This is a genomic window from Microbacterium sp. P5_B6 (assembly GCF_056400345.1).
Window position 1 is genome coordinate 54726 of record NZ_JBFULL010000010.1, and the last position, 19230, is coordinate 73955.

The 19230-nt window shown below is 68.8% G+C and carries 19 protein-coding genes; 12 read left to right on the forward strand and 7 right to left on the reverse strand.

The window, feature by feature from the left end:
* The first annotated feature begins 7 nt into the window (after positions 1-7).
* A complete protein-coding gene (locus tag AC1DP3_RS14075) occupies positions 8-1354 on the forward strand; it encodes an HNH endonuclease signature motif containing protein (protein ID WP_477294289.1) in 1347 nt (448 codons plus the stop codon).
* Between the two features lie 444 nt (positions 1355-1798).
* Here the strand turns inward: AC1DP3_RS14075 and AC1DP3_RS14080 are convergent, their stop codons facing one another.
* Positions 1799-3466, reverse strand: coding sequence for a GspE/PulE family protein (locus AC1DP3_RS14080; protein WP_477294291.1), 1668 nt, complete (start codon positions 3464-3466; stop codon positions 1799-1801).
* A 98-nt stretch (positions 3467-3564) separates the two neighbouring features.
* Between AC1DP3_RS14080 and AC1DP3_RS14085 the strand changes: the two genes are divergently transcribed.
* Together AC1DP3_RS14085 and AC1DP3_RS14090 are read left to right on the forward strand one after the other, a co-directional pair.
* Positions 3565-4632 carry a YihY/virulence factor BrkB family protein gene (locus AC1DP3_RS14085; protein ID WP_477294293.1) on the forward strand — a complete coding sequence of 356 codons (1068 nt, stop codon included), beginning with the start codon at positions 3565-3567 and terminating at the stop codon, positions 4630-4632.
* On the forward strand, positions 4629-5417 hold the full coding sequence (locus tag AC1DP3_RS14090) for an NAD(P)H-hydrate epimerase (RefSeq protein ID WP_477294295.1): 789 nt from the start codon (positions 4629-4631) through the stop codon (positions 5415-5417). The genes AC1DP3_RS14085 and AC1DP3_RS14090 overlap by 4 nt, the downstream gene beginning before the upstream one ends.
* 3 nt (positions 5418-5420) lie before the next feature.
* On the opposite strand, the gene AC1DP3_RS14095 is transcribed toward AC1DP3_RS14090, so the two are convergent.
* Positions 5421-6152, reverse strand: a complete 732-nt coding sequence (locus AC1DP3_RS14095) for a glutamine amidotransferase (RefSeq protein WP_477294297.1) — start codon at positions 6150-6152, stop codon at positions 5421-5423.
* A gap of 176 nt (positions 6153-6328) precedes the next feature.
* On the opposite strand from AC1DP3_RS14095, the gene AC1DP3_RS14100 reads away from it, so the two are divergent.
* Positions 6329-8806: a glycogen/starch/alpha-glucan phosphorylase gene (locus tag AC1DP3_RS14100; protein ID WP_477294385.1), complete on the forward strand. Its 2478-nt coding sequence runs from the start codon at positions 6329-6331 to the stop codon at positions 8804-8806.
* Positions 8807-8813: 7 nt separating this feature from the next.
* Here the strand turns inward: AC1DP3_RS14100 and AC1DP3_RS14105 are convergent, their stop codons facing one another.
* A complete protein-coding gene (locus AC1DP3_RS14105) occupies positions 8814-9704 on the reverse strand; it encodes a LysR family transcriptional regulator (RefSeq protein WP_477294298.1) in 891 nt (296 codons plus the stop codon).
* Positions 9705-9835: 131 nt separating this feature from the next.
* Here AC1DP3_RS14105 and AC1DP3_RS14110 point away from each other — a divergent pair, with 131 nt between their 5' ends.
* Genes AC1DP3_RS14110 through AC1DP3_RS14125 form a run of 4 tightly spaced genes read left to right on the forward strand, consistent with a single transcriptional unit; the run spans position 9836 to position 13219 of the window.
* The gene (locus AC1DP3_RS14110) at positions 9836-10774 is read left to right on the forward strand and encodes an NAD(P)-dependent oxidoreductase (protein ID WP_477294300.1); all 939 of its coding nucleotides are present in this window, start codon (positions 9836-9838) and stop codon (positions 10772-10774) included.
* A gap of 23 nt (positions 10775-10797) precedes the next feature.
* A complete protein-coding gene (locus tag AC1DP3_RS14115; protein ID WP_477294302.1) occupies positions 10798-12327 on the forward strand; it encodes a CoA-acylating methylmalonate-semialdehyde dehydrogenase in 1530 nt (509 codons plus the stop codon).
* Positions 12328-12350: 23 nt separating this feature from the next.
* A complete protein-coding gene (locus tag AC1DP3_RS14120) occupies positions 12351-12569 on the forward strand; it encodes a response regulator (RefSeq protein ID WP_477294304.1) in 219 nt (72 codons plus the stop codon).
* Between the two features lie 14 nt (positions 12570-12583).
* Positions 12584-13219: a CYTH domain-containing protein gene (locus AC1DP3_RS14125; protein ID WP_477294306.1), complete on the forward strand. Its 636-nt coding sequence runs from the start codon at positions 12584-12586 to the stop codon at positions 13217-13219.
* Positions 13220-13305: 86 nt separating this feature from the next.
* Here the strand turns inward: AC1DP3_RS14125 and lpdA are convergent, their stop codons facing one another.
* Positions 13306-14703, reverse strand: a complete 1398-nt coding sequence (gene lpdA / locus AC1DP3_RS14130; RefSeq protein ID WP_477294308.1) for a dihydrolipoyl dehydrogenase — start codon at positions 14701-14703, stop codon at positions 13306-13308.
* Between the two features lie 10 nt (positions 14704-14713).
* The gene (locus tag AC1DP3_RS14135) at positions 14714-15442 is read right to left on the reverse strand and encodes a copper resistance CopC family protein (protein ID WP_477294310.1); all 729 of its coding nucleotides are present in this window, start codon (positions 15440-15442) and stop codon (positions 14714-14716) included.
* 113 nt (positions 15443-15555) lie between these two features.
* Between AC1DP3_RS14135 and AC1DP3_RS14140 the strand changes: the two genes are divergently transcribed.
* Positions 15556-15957, forward strand: coding sequence for a four-helix bundle copper-binding protein (locus AC1DP3_RS14140; RefSeq protein ID WP_477294312.1), 402 nt, complete (start codon positions 15556-15558; stop codon positions 15955-15957).
* Between the two features lie 25 nt (positions 15958-15982).
* Here AC1DP3_RS14140 and AC1DP3_RS14145 read toward each other — a convergent pair whose 3' ends face one another.
* Positions 15983-16336 carry a hypothetical protein gene (locus tag AC1DP3_RS14145; protein WP_477294313.1) on the reverse strand — a complete coding sequence of 118 codons (354 nt, stop codon included), beginning with the start codon at positions 16334-16336 and terminating at the stop codon, positions 15983-15985.
* A gap of 170 nt (positions 16337-16506) precedes the next feature.
* Here AC1DP3_RS14145 and AC1DP3_RS14150 point away from each other — a divergent pair, with 170 nt between their 5' ends.
* From AC1DP3_RS14150 to AC1DP3_RS14160, 3 genes are all read left to right on the forward strand, one after another.
* On the forward strand, positions 16507-17004 hold the full coding sequence (locus tag AC1DP3_RS14150; protein ID WP_477294315.1) for an FHA domain-containing protein: 498 nt from the start codon (positions 16507-16509) through the stop codon (positions 17002-17004).
* Positions 17004-17696 (forward strand): transcriptional regulator FtsR, encoded by a 693-nt coding sequence (ftsR, locus tag AC1DP3_RS14155; RefSeq protein WP_477294317.1) that lies wholly within the window; start codon positions 17004-17006, stop codon positions 17694-17696. The genes AC1DP3_RS14150 and ftsR overlap by 1 nt, the downstream gene beginning before the upstream one ends.
* Positions 17697-17805: 109 nt before the next feature.
* Positions 17806-18351: a MerR family transcriptional regulator gene (locus AC1DP3_RS14160; RefSeq protein ID WP_477294319.1), complete on the forward strand. Its 546-nt coding sequence runs from the start codon at positions 17806-17808 to the stop codon at positions 18349-18351.
* Between the two features lie 57 nt (positions 18352-18408).
* On the opposite strand, the gene AC1DP3_RS14165 is transcribed toward AC1DP3_RS14160, so the two are convergent.
* On the reverse strand, positions 18409-19224 hold the full coding sequence (locus tag AC1DP3_RS14165) for a ParA family protein (RefSeq protein WP_477294321.1): 816 nt from the start codon (positions 19222-19224) through the stop codon (positions 18409-18411).
* Positions 19225-19230: the final 6 nt, after the last annotated feature.

A 19230-nucleotide genomic window follows, 5' to 3' on the forward strand; every position in this document is an offset into this window, starting at 1 on the left:
TTGCACCATGGCATTCGAGGCGAGCGGCACAGGCTGGGCCGACGATGAGCCGCCTGCCGAGGACCCCGAGCCCTCCGAAGTCGACACGCTGGACATCGCCGACGTCGACCGCATTCCCTACGATCCCGACGCCCTCGATCTCGTCCTCGAGATCGCCGACATGCGGGCGAGCATCGCGGCGCAGCAGCTCGTTCAGGTGGACGCCATGCGCCGCGAAGCGCTGCGCGATGCCGAGACGCATGGCCGTGCGCTGACGGATGTGCTCGAGCGTTCGGTGCGACTCGAACTCGCAGCCGCGCTGCGCATGACCGAGCACGCCGCGGGCCAGATGATCTCCCTGGCCGAGGCGCTCGTGCACCGCTACCCGGATGTTCTCGAGTCGCTTCTTCGCGCCCGGATGACGGAGCGCCACGCGGCGCTCCTTGTCGAAGCCGTCGATCAGGTCGAGCCGTCCCTCCGGGAACCCGTGCTCACCCGTGCGATCGCGCTTGCAGAGGCTGAGTCGGTGGGAACCTTCCGGCGCGCGCTGCGCAAGCTCGTCGACACCGCGCGTGCGGAGACCCTCACCGAGCGCTTCGAGCGTGCCGCACTGAGCCGGCGGATCGTGGTGGTGCCCGCCGACGACAACATGGCGTGGCTGATGACACTCGCCCCCGCGGTGGAGGTGCACGCGATCCACGGTCTGATGACCGCGAGAGCGAAGGTGATCGCCGCGGACCCGTCCGAGACCCGCACCCTCGATCAGCTCCGTGCCGACGTGCTCACTGACCTGCTCATCGACGGAGGCACGCAGCTGCACCCGAAGGAGGCTCGGGGTATCCGCGCGACCGTCGCGGTGACTGTCCCGGTGCTGTCGCTGCTCGACGACCGCCACGCGGCCATCGAACCGGCTGTCGTCGAGGGCCTCGGCCCGATTCCGATCGAGCGGGCACGGGAGCTCTGCGGCACAGCCGATTCCTTCATGCGGATCCTGACTCACCCCGAGACCGGCATGGTGCTCTCCGTGGGCCGCGACCGGTACCGGCCGCCCTCGGCGCTCCGAAAACTGGCCCGGTGGCGCGCCGACACCTGCATGGCGCCCGGCTGCGGGATCCCCGCTTCCCGATGCGAGATCGATCATTCGATCGCCTGGGAACACGGAGGGCATACCTCGCTGCAGAACGTGGCGCCGCTGTGCGTGGGCCATCACGGTGTGAAGCACCACGGTCGCTGGACGGTCACCCAGCTCGACGGGGGAGCGCTCGAGTGGATCTCACCCACCGGCCGCCGCTACATCGTGCAGCCCGAGCGCCGGGTCCCGATCTTCCGCCCCGTCGCATACGAGCCGGCGGACTCCKCCGACGCACCCTTCTGACTGCATCTGCCCAAGGGGCCGGCGGCTTCGGCCGGCGCGCCATCCCGACTCACCGGTACGTCGAGAGCCCGCGCCGACGCGCACGCCACTCCCTGACGTCCCGGACCTCGATCGCAGGTCTGCCGCCCCGGGGGTCCGCGCACGCGAGCGGAGCGGATCATCCGCAGAGCGCTCGGGCTCGGGACCGGCGGGAGCCCGCCGAAGGCGAGCGAGGGTAAGGGCGGTCAGAGGATGATCCGCACAGCCGTCCCACGCCCACGAAAGCAACCGAACCGCCACGTGCGGTCGACCGACCCGAAGTCTCCCCGCGATGTCAGCGGAGCGGATCATCCGCAGAGCGCGCGGGCTCGGGACTGGCGGGAGCCCGCCGAAGGCGAGCGAGGGTAAGCGCGGTCGGAGGATGATCCGCGCAGGGGTCCCCGCAGGAACTCGAAAAGAGCCTAGTCAGACCGAAACCCGCAGCACCTCTTCGATCGTCGTCATGCCCTGCGCCACCTTGCCGAACCCGTCCTCGCGCAGTGACACCATGCCCTGCTCGAGCGCGACCTGGCGCATATCTCCACCGGTCGCGCGTGTCACGACGAGCTGCTCGATCTCTTCCGTCACCGTCATCACCTCGTGGAGGGCGACACGGCCGCGGTACCCGGTGCCCGAGCAGGCCGGGCATCCGCCGGCGCGGAAGATCTGCGGCGGATCCGACGGATCGTGCGCGAAGCCCAGCGCGGTCAGCACCTCGGTCGGCTCCACGAACGGCACGCGGCACTTCTGGCACAGCCGCCGCGCCAGACGCTGAGCGACGATCGCCTCGAGCGCCGTGGCCACGAGGAACGGCTCGGCGCCGATCTCCGTCAGTCGCGTCAGCGCGCTCGGCGCGTCGTTCGTGTGCAGCGTCGAGAGCACGAGGTGACCCGTCAGCGCCGCCTCGATCGAGATGATGGCGGTCTCGTTGTCACGGATCTCACCGACGAGCACGACATCCGGGTCGCTTCGCAGGATCGACCGCAGCGCGTTGCTGAACGTCAGGCCGGCCTTGTTGTTGACCTGCACCTGGTTGATCCCGCCGATGCGGTACTCGACCGGATCCTCGACGGTGATGACGTTGATCGTCGAGTTCGCCACCGCACGCAGCGCCGTGTACAGAGTCGTCGACTTGCCCGAACCAGTCGGACCGGTCGCGAGCACCATGCCATGAGGGCGCTTGATCGCCGAGTTGAACCGCTCGAGGTTGCGCGGCGACATCAGCAGATCCGACATCGCCATCCGCTGACCCGTGTTGTCGAGGATTCGCATCACGATCTTCTCGCCCCACACCGTCGGCAGCGTCGCCACGCGAAGGTCCACCTGGCGGCTCTCGTGATTCACCGACAGGCGACCGTCCTGCGGGCGCCGCTTCTCAGCGATGTCGATCGAGCTCATGATCTTCAGGCGCGAGATGATGCCGTCCTGGATCGACCGATCCGCCTTCTGCATCTCGTGCAGCAMGCCGTCGATCCGGTACCGCACCGTCAGCTGGTTCTCACCCGGCTCGACGTGGATGTCGCTCGCCCGGTCGTTGATGGCCTGAGCGATCAGCAGGTTCACGAACCGTACGACGGGGGCATCGGCATCCTGATCATCGATCGTCTCAGTGAACGACTCCGAACTGGATTCCGCGTTCTCCTCGATCGCCAGCGACAGCTCGCTGAGCTCCTCGTCTGAGCGCAGGAAGCGCTCGAACATCTGCTCCAGCGCATCGCGCGCGACGACGACCGGCTCGACGAAGAGGTCCGTCACGCTCGCCACGTCGTCCAGCGCCACGATGTCGTTGGGATCGAGCGTCCCCACGACAAGGCGATCCCGCCGCTTGTCGATCGGGATCAGCTGGTACTTGCGGCAGATCGTCCCGGGCACCAGTGCCACGACGTTCGGATCCAGCGGGAGGTTTGCAAGCTCGACATACCGATGTCCGGTGTGCAGCGCGACCGCCTCGGCGACCTGACCGTACGTCGCCAGGTGCGAACTGACGAGGTGCTGCTCCAGCTCCGGCCCGTCGCCGACTTCCGCGAGCGCTGCCGACATCTCGGCGGCGCGAACGGCCCCCGTCAGGACGAGCGTCTGTGCCAGTCCGCGCATGCTTCTCCCCAATCCAATGGGAGCCCCCAAGCCCCCGCTTGAATCATAAGCGAGGCAAGACGACGGATGCCCGGCCGCCCGGCAGATACCCTGACGGCATGGTTGAGGCTGCGGCATCCGCTCCCCGCAAGAGGAACCTCGTCGAGCGCGTCACCGCATGGGCGCTGACGCTCAAACCCGTGCGGGTGTGGTTCCACTACCTCGAGCGACGCGGCTTCATGCTCGCCGACAGCATCACCTACCGGGCCCTCTTCTCGGTGTTCGCGGGAGTGCTGCTCGGGTTCTCGTTCGCGACGCTCTGGCTGAGCGACAACCCACAGGCCATGCAGGCGCTCATCAGTGCAGTGGATGCCGCCATTCCGGGCCTGATCACCACGGAGGGGACGACCGGCATCGTCGATGTGTCGGAGATCGCGGCACCCCAGGGGCTCACACTCGCCGGGATCGCGTCGCTCGTCGCGCTCTTCGGCGGTGCCATCGGCGCCATCGGCTCGACGCGCGCCGCGCTGCGCACCCTCGCCGGCGAGCTCCATGACGACTCCTTCTGGGTGTGGGTCATCCTGCGGAACGTCCTGCTCGCGGTCGTCATCGGGTTGGGCTTCCTCGTCTCGGCGGCCGTGACGTTCGCCAGCACCGCGGTCATCGACAGGGTGCGGCAATGGATCGGGCTCGAGCAGGGGGTCATCGCCGACGTCGCGACGTGGACGGTGACCCTCGGGGTCGTGTTCCTCCTCGACGGCGTGCTCGTCATTCTGCTGTTCGTGTCGCTCAGCGGGGTCAAGGCGAGGTTCCGCACCCTGGTCAGCGGCGCCCTCATCGGGGCGATCGGACTGACCGTGCTCCAGCAGCTCTCGGGCCTCTTCGTCCGCGGCGCATCGGCGAACCCGCTCCTCGCCTCATTCGCGGCGCTCATCGCTCTTCTGCTGTGGTTCAACCTGGCCTCGCAGGTCGTGCTGATCGCCTCGACCTGGATCCTCATCGGCGTGGCCGAAGACCGTGACCGGGTGCGCGCCCGCTTCGGCGCCACGAGTTTCGGCCTCCGCCGAGTGCGCAAGGCCGAGAACGCAGTCCGGACCGCCACACAAGAGCTCGCGAAGGCGCGTGAGGATCTCGAGAAGGAGCGCGCCGGCAGGCAGCGGGCGGGCACGGAGCGCGCGGGCACGTGAACGGCCGAGACGAGTGGGTGCCGATCTACACGGCCGACCAGGTCCGCCGGGCGGAGCGGCCGCTGCTCGACCAAGGCGTCCCGCTCATGCTGTGGGCCGCGACGCTGCTCGCGTCCGTGATCGCCGACGAGCTCATCGACCCGGGAGTGACCGCGAGACTCAAAGACCTTCCCCGCGACGGGGCCGCGACCGCACCGCTCGCCGGCAGCATCCTCATCCTCGCCGGGCGCGGTGACAACGGCGGCGACGCGCTCTATGCGGCAGCCGCCCTCCTGCAATGGACGGCCAGGCGCGGCATCGCGGCCGACGACCTGCACATCGACATCCTGCTGACGAGCGAGTCCGCCCACGCTCAGGCGCTCGCCACAGCCGAGGCGGCCGGCGCTCGGCGCGTCTCACTCGACGAAGCCCTCACCATCCCGTACGACCTGATCGTCGACGGCATCCTCGGCATCGGCACGTCCAAAGATCCGGCACTGCGCGGCGGAGCCCGCGCCGCCGTCGAGGCGCTGCTGCCCACCGTTCGCGAAGGCAGAGCGCGGGTCATCGCCGTCGACCTTCCGAGCGGCCTTCACCCCGACGTCGGCACCACCACCGACGGTGTCGTGCTGCCGGCATCCGTCACGGTCACGTTCGGGGGAGTGAAGACCGGCCTCACCCGCGACCAGGGCCCGGCCCTCGCCGGCGCGATCGTGTTCGTCGACTTCGACCTGCCGTTCGACGAACCCCCGACAGGCGCGGCGCCGGTGGCCTACGCGGTCGTCGGCCGCTTGGACGAGGAGTGAGCCTCAGCGCGCGTAGCGCTCCACGAACGTCCGGAGGATCCGGCTCGGGTGCGACACGGGCGCGCGATGCACGGCTGCGAGCGTCAGCTCGAGCTCGTGGGCGGCGAAGTAGCCGTGGTCGGCGTACGCGTGGATGCGGGTCGTGATGCCGTCGACATCCAGTTCGGGGTGAAACTGCGTCGCATAGACGTTCTCGCCCACCCGGAACATCTGCACCGGGCAATCGGGCGATGAGGCGAGCAGGACAGCGGATGCCGGCAGCGAACTGATCGCCTCCTTGTGGCCGACGAATGCCTCGAACCGCTCCGGCATCCCGGCCAGCAGCGCATCGTCGAGACCGGACTCGGTGAGCGACACCGGCACGACGCTGATGGGCTCGCTGTAGCTGCGATCGATCGTCGCACCGAGGAACGCCCCCACAGTGCCGACGCCGTAGCAGGCGCCGAGGAAGGGGAAGTCGCGCGCGACGACGTCAGTCAGCAAGGCGGCGAACTCCGCCTCGACGCGCTGCTGCACCGCCGACTTCTTCTCAGGGGGGTCCGACGCGTTGAACGGCCCGCCGCCCACGAAGATGCCCGACAGCTCGTCGAGATCCAGCGACGGCATGGGGCCCGCCTCGAGGCGCACACGCACCAGGTCGCGCTCCGAGAGGCCCGACATGCGCAGGAAGAGCGCGTACTCCTCGTCGGCGGGACCATCTTCGGCGCGCGTGGCGAGGAGGACGAACGGCTTCACACATCGACCCTAGACGCCCGTTCGCACGCCGGGCGCGCTGCCTCCGCTCGCACCGCGCGTGTTACCACCGTGCAAACTCTCTGCACGGAGCCTCTCCTCCGGCGCGATCGCCCCACGTTGTCGATTAGCGTGGCACCGTGCCTTCAGACCAGGATTCCCTCGCCACCACGCAGTCGATCGGCAAGACGCATCCTCTTGCCCTCGCCCCGGTCACACCGCCGCCCGCGACGGTGGACGGCTTCGTGCGTCAGTTCCTCCACAACCTCAACTACGACCAGGGCGTCTCGCTGTCGAACTCCTCGGTCAACGACCAGTACCTGGCGCTCGCCAGCGCGGTGCGCGACTACCTCATGGCGCGCTGGCTCGACGATCAGCGCCGCCAGACCGAACTGCAGGCCAAGGGCGTGTGCTACCTGTCGGCCGAGTACCTGCTGGGTCGCCAGCTCGACAACAACCTCCTGGCCTCGCGGCTGACTGACATCGCCACCGAGGCGCTCGCCGAGTGCGGAATCGACATCGAGGTCCTCCGTCAGGCCGAGGTCGAGCCCGGTCTCGGCAATGGCGGCCTCGGACGCCTCGCGGCCTGCTTCATCGACTCGCTCGCGACCATGAGCGTCCCGAGCATCGGCTACGGCATCCGGTACGAATTCGGCATCTTCCGCCAGACGTTCGTCGACGGCCAGCAGGTCGAGCAGCCCGACGCGTGGCTGTCGCTCGGTTCGCCGTGGGAGTTCCCGCACCCCGAGGCTGCGCAGCTGATCTCGTTCGGCGGCAGCACCGAGACCTATCAGGACGACGACGGCGTCGAGCGCTCGCGCTGGATCCCGGCGTGGAACGTCCAGGCCGTCCCGTGCAACTACATGGTCCCCGGCTACCACAACGGCCGCGTCAACACCTTGCGTCTCTGGCGTGCCGTGGCGACGGATGCCTTCGACCTGCGCATCTTCAACTCGGGGGACTACGAAGAAGCCGTCCGCGCCCAGACGTTCGCCGAGAACATCTCGAAGGTGCTCTACCCCGAGGACTCGACGCCGCAGGGCAAGGAGCTGCGCCTGCAGCAGCAGTACTTCTTCGTCGCGGCGTCGATCGCCGACTTCCTCGACAACGTGCTCCCGGACGGCTTCGACCTCACGAAGCTGCCGGACCGCGTGATCTTCCAGCTCAACGACACGCACCCGGTCATCGCGGTGCCCGAGCTCATGCGCGTGCTGGTCGACGAGCGCAAGATGGAGTGGGATGCCGCGTGGGCGATCACGCAGCAGTGCTTCGCGTACACGTGCCACACGCTTCTTCCCGAAGCGCTCGAAGTGTGGTCGGTCGACCTGCTCGGGCGCCTGCTTCCGCGCCACCTCGAGATCATCTACCGCATCAACGACGAGTTCCTCCTCGCCGTGCGCGAGCGCTTCGGCGACGACGAGCTGCGCATCCGCGCGATGTCGATCATCGGCGAGCACCCGTACCGCTCGGTGCGCATGGCGTATCTGGCGACGGTCGCGGGCTCCAAGGTCAACGGCGTTGCTGAGCTCCACTCCCAGCTGCTGCGCGACAAGGTGCTGCACGAGTTCGACGAGTTCTTCCCGGGCAAGTTCACCAACGTCACCAACGGCGTCACCCCGCGGCGCTTCATCCGCCTCGCCAACCCGTCGCTCGCGGAGCTCATCACCGAGGCGCTCGGCGCAGGCTGGACCGTCGACCTCGAGCGGCTGCGAGGCCTCGAGGCCTTCGCCGCCGACCCCGAGTTCCGCGAGCAGTTCGCCGCCGTGAAGGCGGGCAACAAGCGCCGGCTCGCGGGGGTCCTGCGCGAGCGCGACGGGCTCGACGTAGGCGAGGACCACATGCTCGACGTGATGGTCAAGCGGCTCCACGAGTACAAGCGGCAGATGCTCAAGGTGCTGCACATCGTGACCGAGTACGACCGGATCGCCTCCGGTGCCGTCAAGGCGTCCGACATCGTTCCGCGCACTTTCATCTTCGGCGCGAAGGCGGCGCCCGGCTACACGATGGCCAAGCGGATCATCCACCTCGTGAACGCCGTGGGGGAGGTCGTCAACAACGACCCGCTCGTCGAGGGACGCCTCAAGGTGCTGTTCCCGCCGAACTACAACGTCACGCTCGCCGAGCGCGTGATCCCCGCGGCCGACCTGTCCGAGCAGATCTCGCTCGCCGGCAAAGAGGCGTCGGGCACGGGCAACATGAAGTTCGCGCTCAACGGCGCCCTCACGATCGGCACGGACGACGGCGCCAACGTCGAGATCCGCCAGCTGGTGGGCGACGACAACTTCTTCCTGTTCGGGATGTCGGAGCCCGAGGTCGAGGAGCTGTGGGCGAAGGGCTACCAGCCGGCGGAGTACTACCAGTCCGACCCCAGCCTCCGCAGCGCCATGGACCTCATCGCCTCGGGAGCCTTCTCGGGCGGTGACCGCTCCGTCTTCGAGCCGATCGTGTCGAACCTGCTGTACGACGACCGCTTCATGGTGCTCGCGGACTACTCGTCGTACATCGCGGCCCAGGAGAAAGTCGACGAGGCCTACGCCGACCAGGACGCGTGGACGCGCTCGGCCATCCTCAACGTCGCACGCAGCGGCTTCTTCTCGTCCGACCGCTCCATCCGCGACTACATCGAGCGGATCTGGCACACCCCGCCGGTGCTCTAGGCGGGGTTCAGGCCGGCGCGATCTGCTCGCGGATCGCGCCGAGCGCCTCGGCGACGACGGGATTGCGCGGTCCCTCGTCGCGAGTCACGGCCCAGTAGGCGAGCGGGTGCGAGTAGACCCCGTCGAGCACGCGCACGAGGCGGGCATCGGCATCCCCGAGAAAATCGGGAAGCAGCCCGATGCCCGCACTCGCGGCGGCGGCCTCGACGTGCGCGAAGACGCTGGTCGACCGGATCGATGCGGGCGACGCGGGCAGCGGCTGCACGGCGCGGTCCAGCTCATCGACCTGCAGCGCGGACTCGACGTAGTAGATGAGGGGATGCCGGGCCAGCTCGGCGACGGACGTCGGCGCGCCGGCGCGCTCGAGGTAGGCCGGTGTCGCGTAGAGCACCAGGGCGTAGGAGCTGATCGGCGTCGCGAACGCCCGATGCACCTGCGGCCGGCCGACGACGATCTCGAGGTCGACGCCCGAGCGGTTCTGCCGGGCCCGCTGCGTGGCGGTGATGATCTCGACGGCCAGAGCGGGATGCCGCGCCTGCAGCGCCGCCATCGCGGGGACGAGGAATGCCGAGGTGAACGCCTCGGGGGCGGCGATGCGCACCACGCCGTGAATCGCCGCGGCGCCCTCGGGGCCGTCATCGGCGAGCTGACGGACGGAGGCCTCGATCCGCTCGGCGACCGCCAGCGCTCGCCGTCCGAGCGCGGTCGTCTCCCAGCCCGCCGGGGTGCGGACCAGCACCCGCCCGCCCATCGCCTCCTCCAGCGAGGCGATCCGCCGCGACACCGTCGAATGGTTCACCCCGAGGACCTCGGCCGCGGCGGTGTAGCGGCCCAGCCGGGCGGCAGCGAGGAACGTCATCAGCGCATCGAGCTGCGGTTCCCGCGATGCCTGCGTCATGACGGCAGTGTGCATCAGCGCACGGCGATAGTGCAACGTTCGTACCGGCTCGTGCATTGATCGCGAGTGCTTCGCGTGCTTATCCTGGCCTCGGGCGCGCAGCGCGCCTCCTTCGATGACGCGGGAGCACCATGTCCACCATCGCCTGGATCGGGCTCGGCCACATGGGCGCGCCCATGTCCGCCCATCTGGTCGCCGCCGGGCACACGGTCCGCGGCGTAGACCTGAACCCGGACGCCGCAGCGGCTGCGGCATCCCGTGGCGTCACCGTCGTCTCGACGATCGCCCAAGCGGTTCAGGGTGCCGACGCGTGCATCACGTCGCTGCCGATGCCGCAGCACGTGCGCGCCGTCTACGACGGAGCCGACGGCATCTGGGCGAACGCACCCGCGGGCATGCTGCTGCTCGACACCTCGACCGTCGACATCGAGACCTCCCGCTGGTGCCACACCGAGTCCGAGGAGCGGGGCTTCGTCTTCGTCGACGCGCCGATCTCGGGCGGGACGGCAGGGGCCGAGGCGCACAGCCTCACGTTCATGCTCGGCGGACGACCCGAGGACGTGGAGCGGGCGAAGGAGATCGTGGCGCCCATGGCGGGCTCGATCATCGCCTGCGGTGCGGCGACCGCCGGCATCGCCGCGAAGCTCGTCAACAACATGATGCTGTTCATCGGCGTCATGGCGACCGCCGAGGGTTCACAGCTCGCCGAGCAGCTCGGCCTCGACCAGCAGGTGTTCTGGGAGGTCGCCAACGCGTCGTCGGGCGGCTCGTGGCCGCAGCGTGTCTGGTGGCCGGTGCCCGACGTGATCCCGACCTCCGCGGCGAACAAGAACTTCGACGCGACCTTCTCGGTCGACCTCGCCCGCAAGGACTGCAGTCTGGCCGTCGCGGCGGGGGAGACCACGGGCGTCCACCTGCCGGCCGCGCAGCTCGCGCTCTCGCAGCTCGAAGAGCTCGCCGAGCGCGGCCTCGGCGGCAAGGACTGCACCCTCGTCACCCTGCTCGCCACCCCGGACGGCACCCTCCGGGGGTACGATCCGAGCCACGACAGCGTTCCCGCACAACCCTGACCCGTCGCCCCCCAGGAGCCATCATGAGCACGACCACGATCGAGAAGACCGAAGAGTCCGCCGCGGAGGCGCTGGCCACGATCCCGCATGTCGTCGGCGGCGAGCGGCTCGCCCCCGAGGGCCGCCGGGGCGCCGTCTACAACCCCGCGACCGGGCGGCAGACCGCCGAGGTCGCGTTCGCGTCCGCGGACTTCGTGCACCAGGCGGCCGAGACTGCCAAGGCCGCGCAGCCCGGATGGCGCGAGACCGGCCTCGCCAAGCGAAGCGCGGTGATGTTCCGCCTGCGCGAGATCATCAGCTCCCGCACCGAGGAGCTCGCCCGCGTCATCACGTCCGAGCACGGGAAGACGGTCGCCGATGCGATGGGCGAGGTCGCCCGCGGCCTCGAGAACGTCGAGTTCTGCACGGGCCTCATGCACCATCTCAAGGGCGAGTACTCCGAGCAGGTGGCAGGGGGCGTCGACGTCCACCAGGTCCGTCAGCCGCTCGGCGTCGTCGCCTGCATCACGCCGTTCAACTTCCCCGCGATGGTGCCGCTGTGGATGGTCACCACCGCCATCGCGGCTGGCAATGCCGTGATCCTCAAGCCCTCCGAGCGCGACCCCTCCGCGGCCGTGTGGCTCGCGGACGCCTTCCGCGAAGCGGGCCTGCCCGACGGCATCTTCAACGTCGTGCACGGTGACAAGGAGGCCGTCGATGCGATCCTCGACGAGCCGATCATCCGCGCCGTGTCGTTCGTCGGCTCGACACCGATCGCGAAGTACATCTACACGCGCGCCGCCGCCAACGGCAAGCGCGTGCAGGCTCTCGGCGGTGCCAAGAACCACATGATCGTGATGCCGGATGCCGACCTCGACGCCGCGGCCGACGCCGCCGTCTCCGCCGCCTACGGCTCGGCGGGGGAGCGCTGCATGGCCGTGTCGGTCGTCGTCGCGGTGGGCGGCGTGGCCGACGGCCTCATCGAGAAGGTCTCCCAGCGCATCGGCGGCCTCGTGATCGGCGACGGCACCGACCCCGCCTCCGAGATGGGCCCGCTCATCACGCGCGAAGCGCGCGACCGCGTCGCCGGCTTCGTCTCGGGCGCGCCGGAAGAGGGCGCCAAGGTCGTCGTCGACGGCCGCGAGCACCGCTTCGAGGGGGACGGGTTCTTCATCGGCGCTTCGCTCGTCGACGACGTCAAGCCCGGCATGCGGGTCTACGACGAGGAGATCTTCGGTCCCGTCCTGTCGGTTGTGCGCGTCGCGAGCTACGACGATGCGGTAGACCTCATCAACTCCAACCGCTACGCCAACGGCACGGCCGTGTTCACCCGTGACGGCAAGACGGCGCGTCAGTTCGAGTTCGACATCGAGGTCGGCATGGTCGGCATCAACGTGCCGATCCCCGTGCCCGTGGGCGCCTTCTCGTTCGGCGGCTGGAAGGACTCGCTCTTCGGCGACACGCACATGTACGGCCCCGAGGCGTTCAACTTCTACACGCGCCGCAAGGTCGTCACCACCCGCTGGCCCGACCCGAGCGAGAGCCAGATCAGCCTCGGCTTCCCGACCCACTGACTCACCGGGCGTAGGCTCATTCCATGGCTATTGCGCGTCTTCACGGCGGTCCCCTCGACGGGCAGCTGCTGCCCATCGAAGGACCCGACCTCGATTCCCTGATCGTCCCCTACGGCGAGGGTCAGATCGTCTATCGCCGAAACGGCGACCTCGAGCACACGGGCAGCGGTGACGGCCCCACCGAGGCGGCGTTCTGGTTCATCGAGGCGACGGACGACATCGGCACGGCCGCGGATGACTGACGGGGACGACTGAGATGGGCGGGTCGATCTCGGGCGACGCGAGCGAGCACTCCCAGTCGCTCGAAGTCGAGGTGAAGTTCGACGTCGACGAAGACACCCTTCTTCCCGACCTGTCTGAGCTTCCCGGTGTCGCGGCGATCGGCCACGCCGAGGAGCGCGACCTCGACGCCCAGTACCTCGACACGGCAGACCTCGACCTCGCCAAGGCGGGCTACGCTCTCCGGCGCCGCACGGGCGGCCCGGACGCCGGCTGGCACATCAAGGGTCCCAAGGTGGACGGCGGACGCGTCGAGCTGCACTGGCCCCTGAGTGACGGCATCCCTGAGGCGGTCCTCACGGCGGTGCGGGAGGTGACGGATGCCGAGCTGACCCCGGTCGCGCGCATCCGCAATCGCCGCATCGCCTACAACCTGCACTCGGCGGACGGCGGTGTGGTCGCGGAGTTCCTCGACGACCACGTCATCGGGACGGATGAGCGCTCGGGCACCGAGCGCACCTGGCGCGAGTGGGAGTTCGAGCTCGGCCCCGCAGCCCCCGACGACGAGGCCGACCGGCAGACGCTCTTCGCGCGGTTCGAGAAGGCCGTGCACGCTGCCGGAGGCCGGGAGGCGGCATCCGATTCCAAACTGGCCCGGACGCTCGGGCACTGAGCGCAAACTCGGGCACTAGACGCACAACGGAGAAGGCCCGGGTCGAAACCCGGGCCTTCTCCGTATCTCTGCGCGGGAGCGCTGCGTCAGAGGTTGATCATGTGGCCGGCGAGGCCGTGGAAGGCCTCCTGCACGGCCTCGGACAGCGTCGGGTGCGTGTGCACATTGCGCGCCGCCTCGAGTGCCGTGAGGTCCCACTTCTGCGCGAGCGTCAGCTCAGGAAGCAGCTCCGACACGTCCGGTCCGATGAGGTGCCCGCCGAGCAGCTCGAGGTGCTCGCCGTCGGCGACCAGCTTCACGAAGCCGATGGGCTCGCCCAGGCCGTTGGCCTTGCCGTTGGCCGAGAACGGGAACTTGGCGACCTTGACGTCGTAGCCCGCGTCGCGCGCCTGCTGCTCGGTGAGGCCGAACGAGGCGACCTGCGGCGAGCAGAACGTGGCGCGAGGCATCATCCGGTAGTCGCCGAGCGCCATGGTCTCAGCCTTGCCGATGGTCTCGGCGGCGACGACGCCCTGCGCCTCGGCGACGTGTGCGAGCTGCAGCTTCGCGGTGACATCGCCGATCGCGTAGATGTGGGGGACCGAGGTGTGCATGAAGTCGTCGATCTCGATCGCGCCGCGCTCGGTGAGCTTCACACCCGTCTTCTCGAGACCGAAGCCCTCGACGTTCGGGGCGAACCCGATCGACATCATGACCTTGTCGGCGTCGATCGACGCCTGCGCGCCGTCCTTGGGCGTGTAGGTGACGGTGACCTTGTCGCCGCTGTCGACCACGGTCTCGACCTTGGTCGAGGTGAGGATGTCGACGCCGTACTTCTTGTACTGGCGCGCAAGCTCCTTCGAGACGTCCTCGTCCTCCATCGGCAGGACGCGGTCGAGGAACTCGATGATCGTGACCTTGACGCCGTAGTTGACGAGCACGAACGCGAACTCCATGCCGATGGCGCCGGCGCCCACGATGACGATCGACTGGGGCAGGTCGCGGGCGAGGATCTGCTCCTCGTACGTGACGACATTGCCGCCCAGCTGCACGCCCGGAAGCAGGCGCACCTTCGAGCCGGTCGCGATGATCGCGTTGGCGAACGTGACGCGCTCGGACGAGCCGTCCGTCTTCGTCACGTCGATCGTGTTCGCGTCGACGAAGGAGCCACGACCCTCGTACTCGGTGACCTTGTTCTTCTTCATCAGGTAGTGGATGCCCCTGACGTGGGTGTCGGCCACCTTGCGGCTGCGATCCCACGCCGTGCCGAAGTCGAACGACACGTCACCCGAGATGCCGAACAGCTCGGCCTTGTGGTGGAACGTGTGCGCGAGGTCGGCGTTCTTCAGCAGTGCCTTCGAGGGGATGCACCCCACGTTGAGGCAGACGCCGCCCCAGTACTTCTCTTCGATGACGGCAACAGAGAGACCGAGCTGAGCGCTGCGAACGGCCGCGACATAACCGCCGGGGCCGGCACCGAGGATGACGACGTCGTAATGAGGCATGGCTCCCAGCCTAGCGTCCGGCGGGGGGTCCCGATCCGGCGTCAGATCCACGCTCCGACGGGTCGGAGGGGATGTCCGGGCCGGGGTTGAGCGCCGCCTCGCGACGCCCGCGCGACACGAGCAGGTACATCACCGCGCCCCCAACGGCGAGGAGCAGGAGCAGGGCGCCGATGAACCAGGGGCGCAGGTCGACGGCGTCCATGCTCGGGTCGTCGGGCACAGCGGCGGTGGGAGTCGCGCTGGCGGTCGGCTCCGCGCTGGGCGAGAGCGACTCGGTCGGCGTCGGTGTGGCCGAGGCCGTCGGCGCGGGCGGTGCGGTGACCGTGAACGAGTATTCGCCGGAGATCGGATGCCCGTCGCTCGAGACGACCTTCCACAGCACGGTGACCACTCCGGATGCCTCGCCCGTGAGCGCCTGGGTCAGCACGGTGTCGGCAACGACCGGAGCCCCATCCGTGAGCGATGCGCCCGCGGCATCCGTCACCGCCACTTCGCTCGCTCCGGGGTCGGCGGAGAGCTCCCCGCTGAAAGTGAGCGTGAGCTGCGCGGGGAGGGCATCCGCCGTGGAGTCGGACGCAGGGTCGGCGGAGAGCAGCTCATCGTGCGCCTGGGCGGGGGTCACGACCAGGAGAGCGGATGCCGCGATCAGGAGTGCTCCGGCGAGGGCACCGACGAGGGTGGCGAAGGGGTGATTGAGGGTTCGGCTGGGCCGCGATCCGTGAATTCTGCGTGACAACACGCTGAGGAGCCTATCCGGGCCTGTTGTGGCCAACCCGCCCGCAATACCATGGCCATCAGCGCGGCAAAACCTCCGCGACACGCGACGTAACACTCACCCGAAAGGTGTCCCCGATGGACTCGATGATGATGGACATGATGTCCAAGGACATGAAGATGATGCCCGGCATGGACTCCATGGACATGTCGCTCATGCAGGCCTGTATGGACGCTTGTTCCGCATGCGAGCAGGCCTGCACGGTGTGCTCGACTCAGATGATGTCGTGCGCGCCGGCGTGCATGAACTGCGCGGACATGTGCAACACGATGATGCGGTCGATGATGCGCATGCAGGGCATGAACGCCGCGTCGATGATGTCGATGCTCAACGCCTGCATCGCGATGTGCCAGCAGACCATGGACGAGTGCATGCAGCACGCCGACCACAGCGACGTCTGCAAGATGTGCGCTCAGGCCTGCAAAGCCTGCATGGACGCCTGCATGGCGATGAAGGACAGCATGATGGCGATGGGCTGAGCCCGTCGCCTTTTGAGCGCGGTCGTCAGGCGGCGAGCGGCGCGACGTTGAAGCGCCGGCCGCCGACGGCCAGCACGTTGTAGCGCTCGTGCAGCGCGACCGGCGTGCCTGCGGCGACTTCCTGCGCCGCGCCTGCCCCGCTCCAGACCGTGAGGCGCGTCGCGTCGGCGACGGTGACCACGACCACCGTGCCATCGTCGTGCGAAGACTCCACGATCGCGTCGGCCCAGTCCGAGGGCGTGGCCGAAGCCAGGCGCGCCTGAATCAGGTGGAGCGCGTGCCCGGGGGCGAACGACGAGCATGCTCTGCCGTGGACGCACATGCACGCCGCACGCTCACGCACCGAGAGGGGCGGAATGTGGGAGTGCGGGGTCGACACGACTGGCTCCTTTTGACTAGGTTCGATAGCTCCACCAGGCTAGGCAAAGGCTTCGCGGGGGGCATCCTCGCCGACACACGAGGCAACATTGGGAGACGTCTTGCCGAACACGGGATCGCCTCATCGCCGGGCGAATCGATCGGATAGGCTGAACGAAGAGGAGGAGTTGCGTGGACGACAATCGGCGATCGGATGACATCCGCCGCGCTGCAGACTCCCATGAGAGTCGCGGCGAGCGGGCGTCCGACACTACCCAGACCTTCGGTCACGACTCGGACCTTTCGTTCGTGCCCTTCGGTGCAGATCTCTCGACGACCGAGCTTGAGGCGATCGAGGCGCTGCCCGGAAAGTCGGCGATCCTGATCGTCCGCTCAGGTCCGACGGCCGGTGCCCGCTACCTGCTCGACACCGACGTGACGACCGTGGGCCGGCATCCCGAAGCGGACATCTTCTTCGACGACGTGACGGTGTCACGCCGTCACGCAGAGATCACCCGGGATGCCTCATCCTTCGAGATCGTCGATCAGCGCTCGCTCAACGGCACCTACGTCAACGGCGAGCGCGTCGACCGCGCCCGTCTGATCAACGGCTCGGAAGTCCGGATCGGCAAGTTCCGCCTCGTCTTCTTCGTCTCGCCCGCCGACCTCTCGCAGGCCGCGGACCGCTGATGTCGTCGGCTGCCGCCCGCGAACGCTCCTCGTCCGCGGGTCTGCTCAGTATCGGCCAGGTGCTTGCTCGCCTGTCGCCGGAGTTCCCCACGCTGACCTCGAGCAAGCTTCGTTTCCTCGAGGTGCAGGGGATCATCGCCCCCACTCGCACGGAATCGGGCTATCGCAAGTTCTCGCCCGCCGACCTCGAGCGACTGCGTCTGGCCCTCACACTCCAGCGCGACCATTACCTGCCGCTCGTCGTGATCCGCGAGTACCTCGAAGACATCGACGCCGGCCGCGATCCCGCGACGCCCGCTTCGGCCCCGCCTCCCTCGATCGTCCCCGCCCCGCGCCGCTACCGCCGGGAAGAGCTGCTCAGCGCCACGAGCGCGGCGCCGCAGCTCCTCAACGACGCCATCAGCACCGGCGTGCTCGGCGGCTCGGATGCCTACACCGACCAGCACGTCGCCATCCTCCGCGCACTCGTCGCCCTCGACCGGCACGGCATCGAGCCGCGCCACGTGCGCACGCTCCGCCAGAGCGCCGAGCGCGACGTCACGCTGGTCGAGTCGGCGCTCGCTCCGCTCCTGCGCCGGACGGACGCCACCAGTCGCGCACGCGCGAACGAGCTGGCGCCGGAGCTCGCGAAGCGGCTGGAAGAGCTGCGCGGGATCTTCGTGCGGGACGAGCTCGAACGTCGGCTCACCTGAGCATTCAGGAGCGTTCGGGGCGACACGCCGAACGCTGTGAGCGGATGTCGTTGCCCGGGATGCCGGGCTCATCTAGCGTGGAAGCACCGGGTCGGGGAGGAGGCATCGCATGACCGTTCGCGACGTGTCCGACGAACCTCAGTACGGGTCCGATCTCCTCTTCACCGATGGCCTGCCCGCCATGGATGACGAGGTCGGCTACCGCGGCGCCGTCGCCGCACGAGCCGCCGGGATCACCTACCGCCAGCTCGACTACTGGGCTCGCACCGAGCTCGTCGAGCCGACCGTCCGCGGCGCGAGCGGCTCAGGGTCGCAGCGGCTCTACGGCTTCCGCGACATCCTCGTGCTCAAGCTGGTCAAGCGACTGCTCGACACCGGCATCTCGCTGCAGCAGATCCGCACGGCCGTCGACCAGCTGCGAGCCTCGGGGATCCGCGACCTCGCGGGCACCACGCTCATGAGCGACGGGGCCTCCGTCTATCTCTGCACGTCCAACGACGAGGTCATCGACCTCATCAGCCGCGGCCAGGGCGTCTTCGGCATCGCTGTCGGCAACGTGCTGCGCGAGGTGGAGTCCACGCTCGTGGAGTTCGACCCGCAGGTGCCGGACGCGGTGGACGAGCTCGCTGCTCGTCGCGCCGTCCGCACCGCGTAGAACCCGCGACTGCCGGCGCCCTCGGGGCGGCCAGGTACGGGCTGTGGGCGCGGTCGGTCAGCTCTGGGCGCGGACTTCGCCGGCGACCGGAATACGGCCCGTGCGCATGACGCGGTCCAGCAGCGCATCGAAGTCGGCTGCGAGCTCCTGAGCCGAGTCTCCCGGCCAGATGTGCAGAGGCTTCGCGGCGCCCTGCGCCTGCTGAAGCGAGGTGCGCTCCGGCAGCTGCGGCGACAGGACCAGCGGGCCGAACATGTCACGCAGCTCTTTGATGCGGAACTGGTGCTCGATCGACTGGGGACGCACGCGGTTCACGACGATGCCGAGCGGCTGAAGGCGGGGGGAGAGCCCGCGGCGGATCTCTTCGATCGCACGGAGGGCGCGGTCTGCCGCAGCCACGGAGAAGAGCCCGGGCTCGGTGACCACGATCACTCGGTCGCTCGCCGCCCACGCCGTGCGGGTGAGCGCGTTGAGCGACGGGGCGCAGTCGATGAGGACGAGGTCGTAATCGGCCTCGATCGTCGCGAGGGCCTCTTCGAGCTTCCAGACGTCGCGCACGCTCGGGTGGGGACCGTCGAAGTTGATGGCCGAAGGACTGCCGATCATGACGTCGATCGTGCCGGGATGGACTTTCGCCCAGCCGCTCGAAGTGATCGCCTGACGGACGACCTTCTCCTTCGGGTTGGCCAGCACGTCGGCGACGTTGAGGCGACCCGCGACCTGGATGTCCATGCCCGTCGACACGTCCGACTGGGGGTCGAGATCGACGACGAGGGTGCGGACCCCGCGTGCGAAGGCGGCCGAAGCCAGGCCCAGCGTCACAGTCGTCTTGCCGACCCCTCCTTTGAGGGAGCTCACCGAAAGTACGTGCACAAGCGT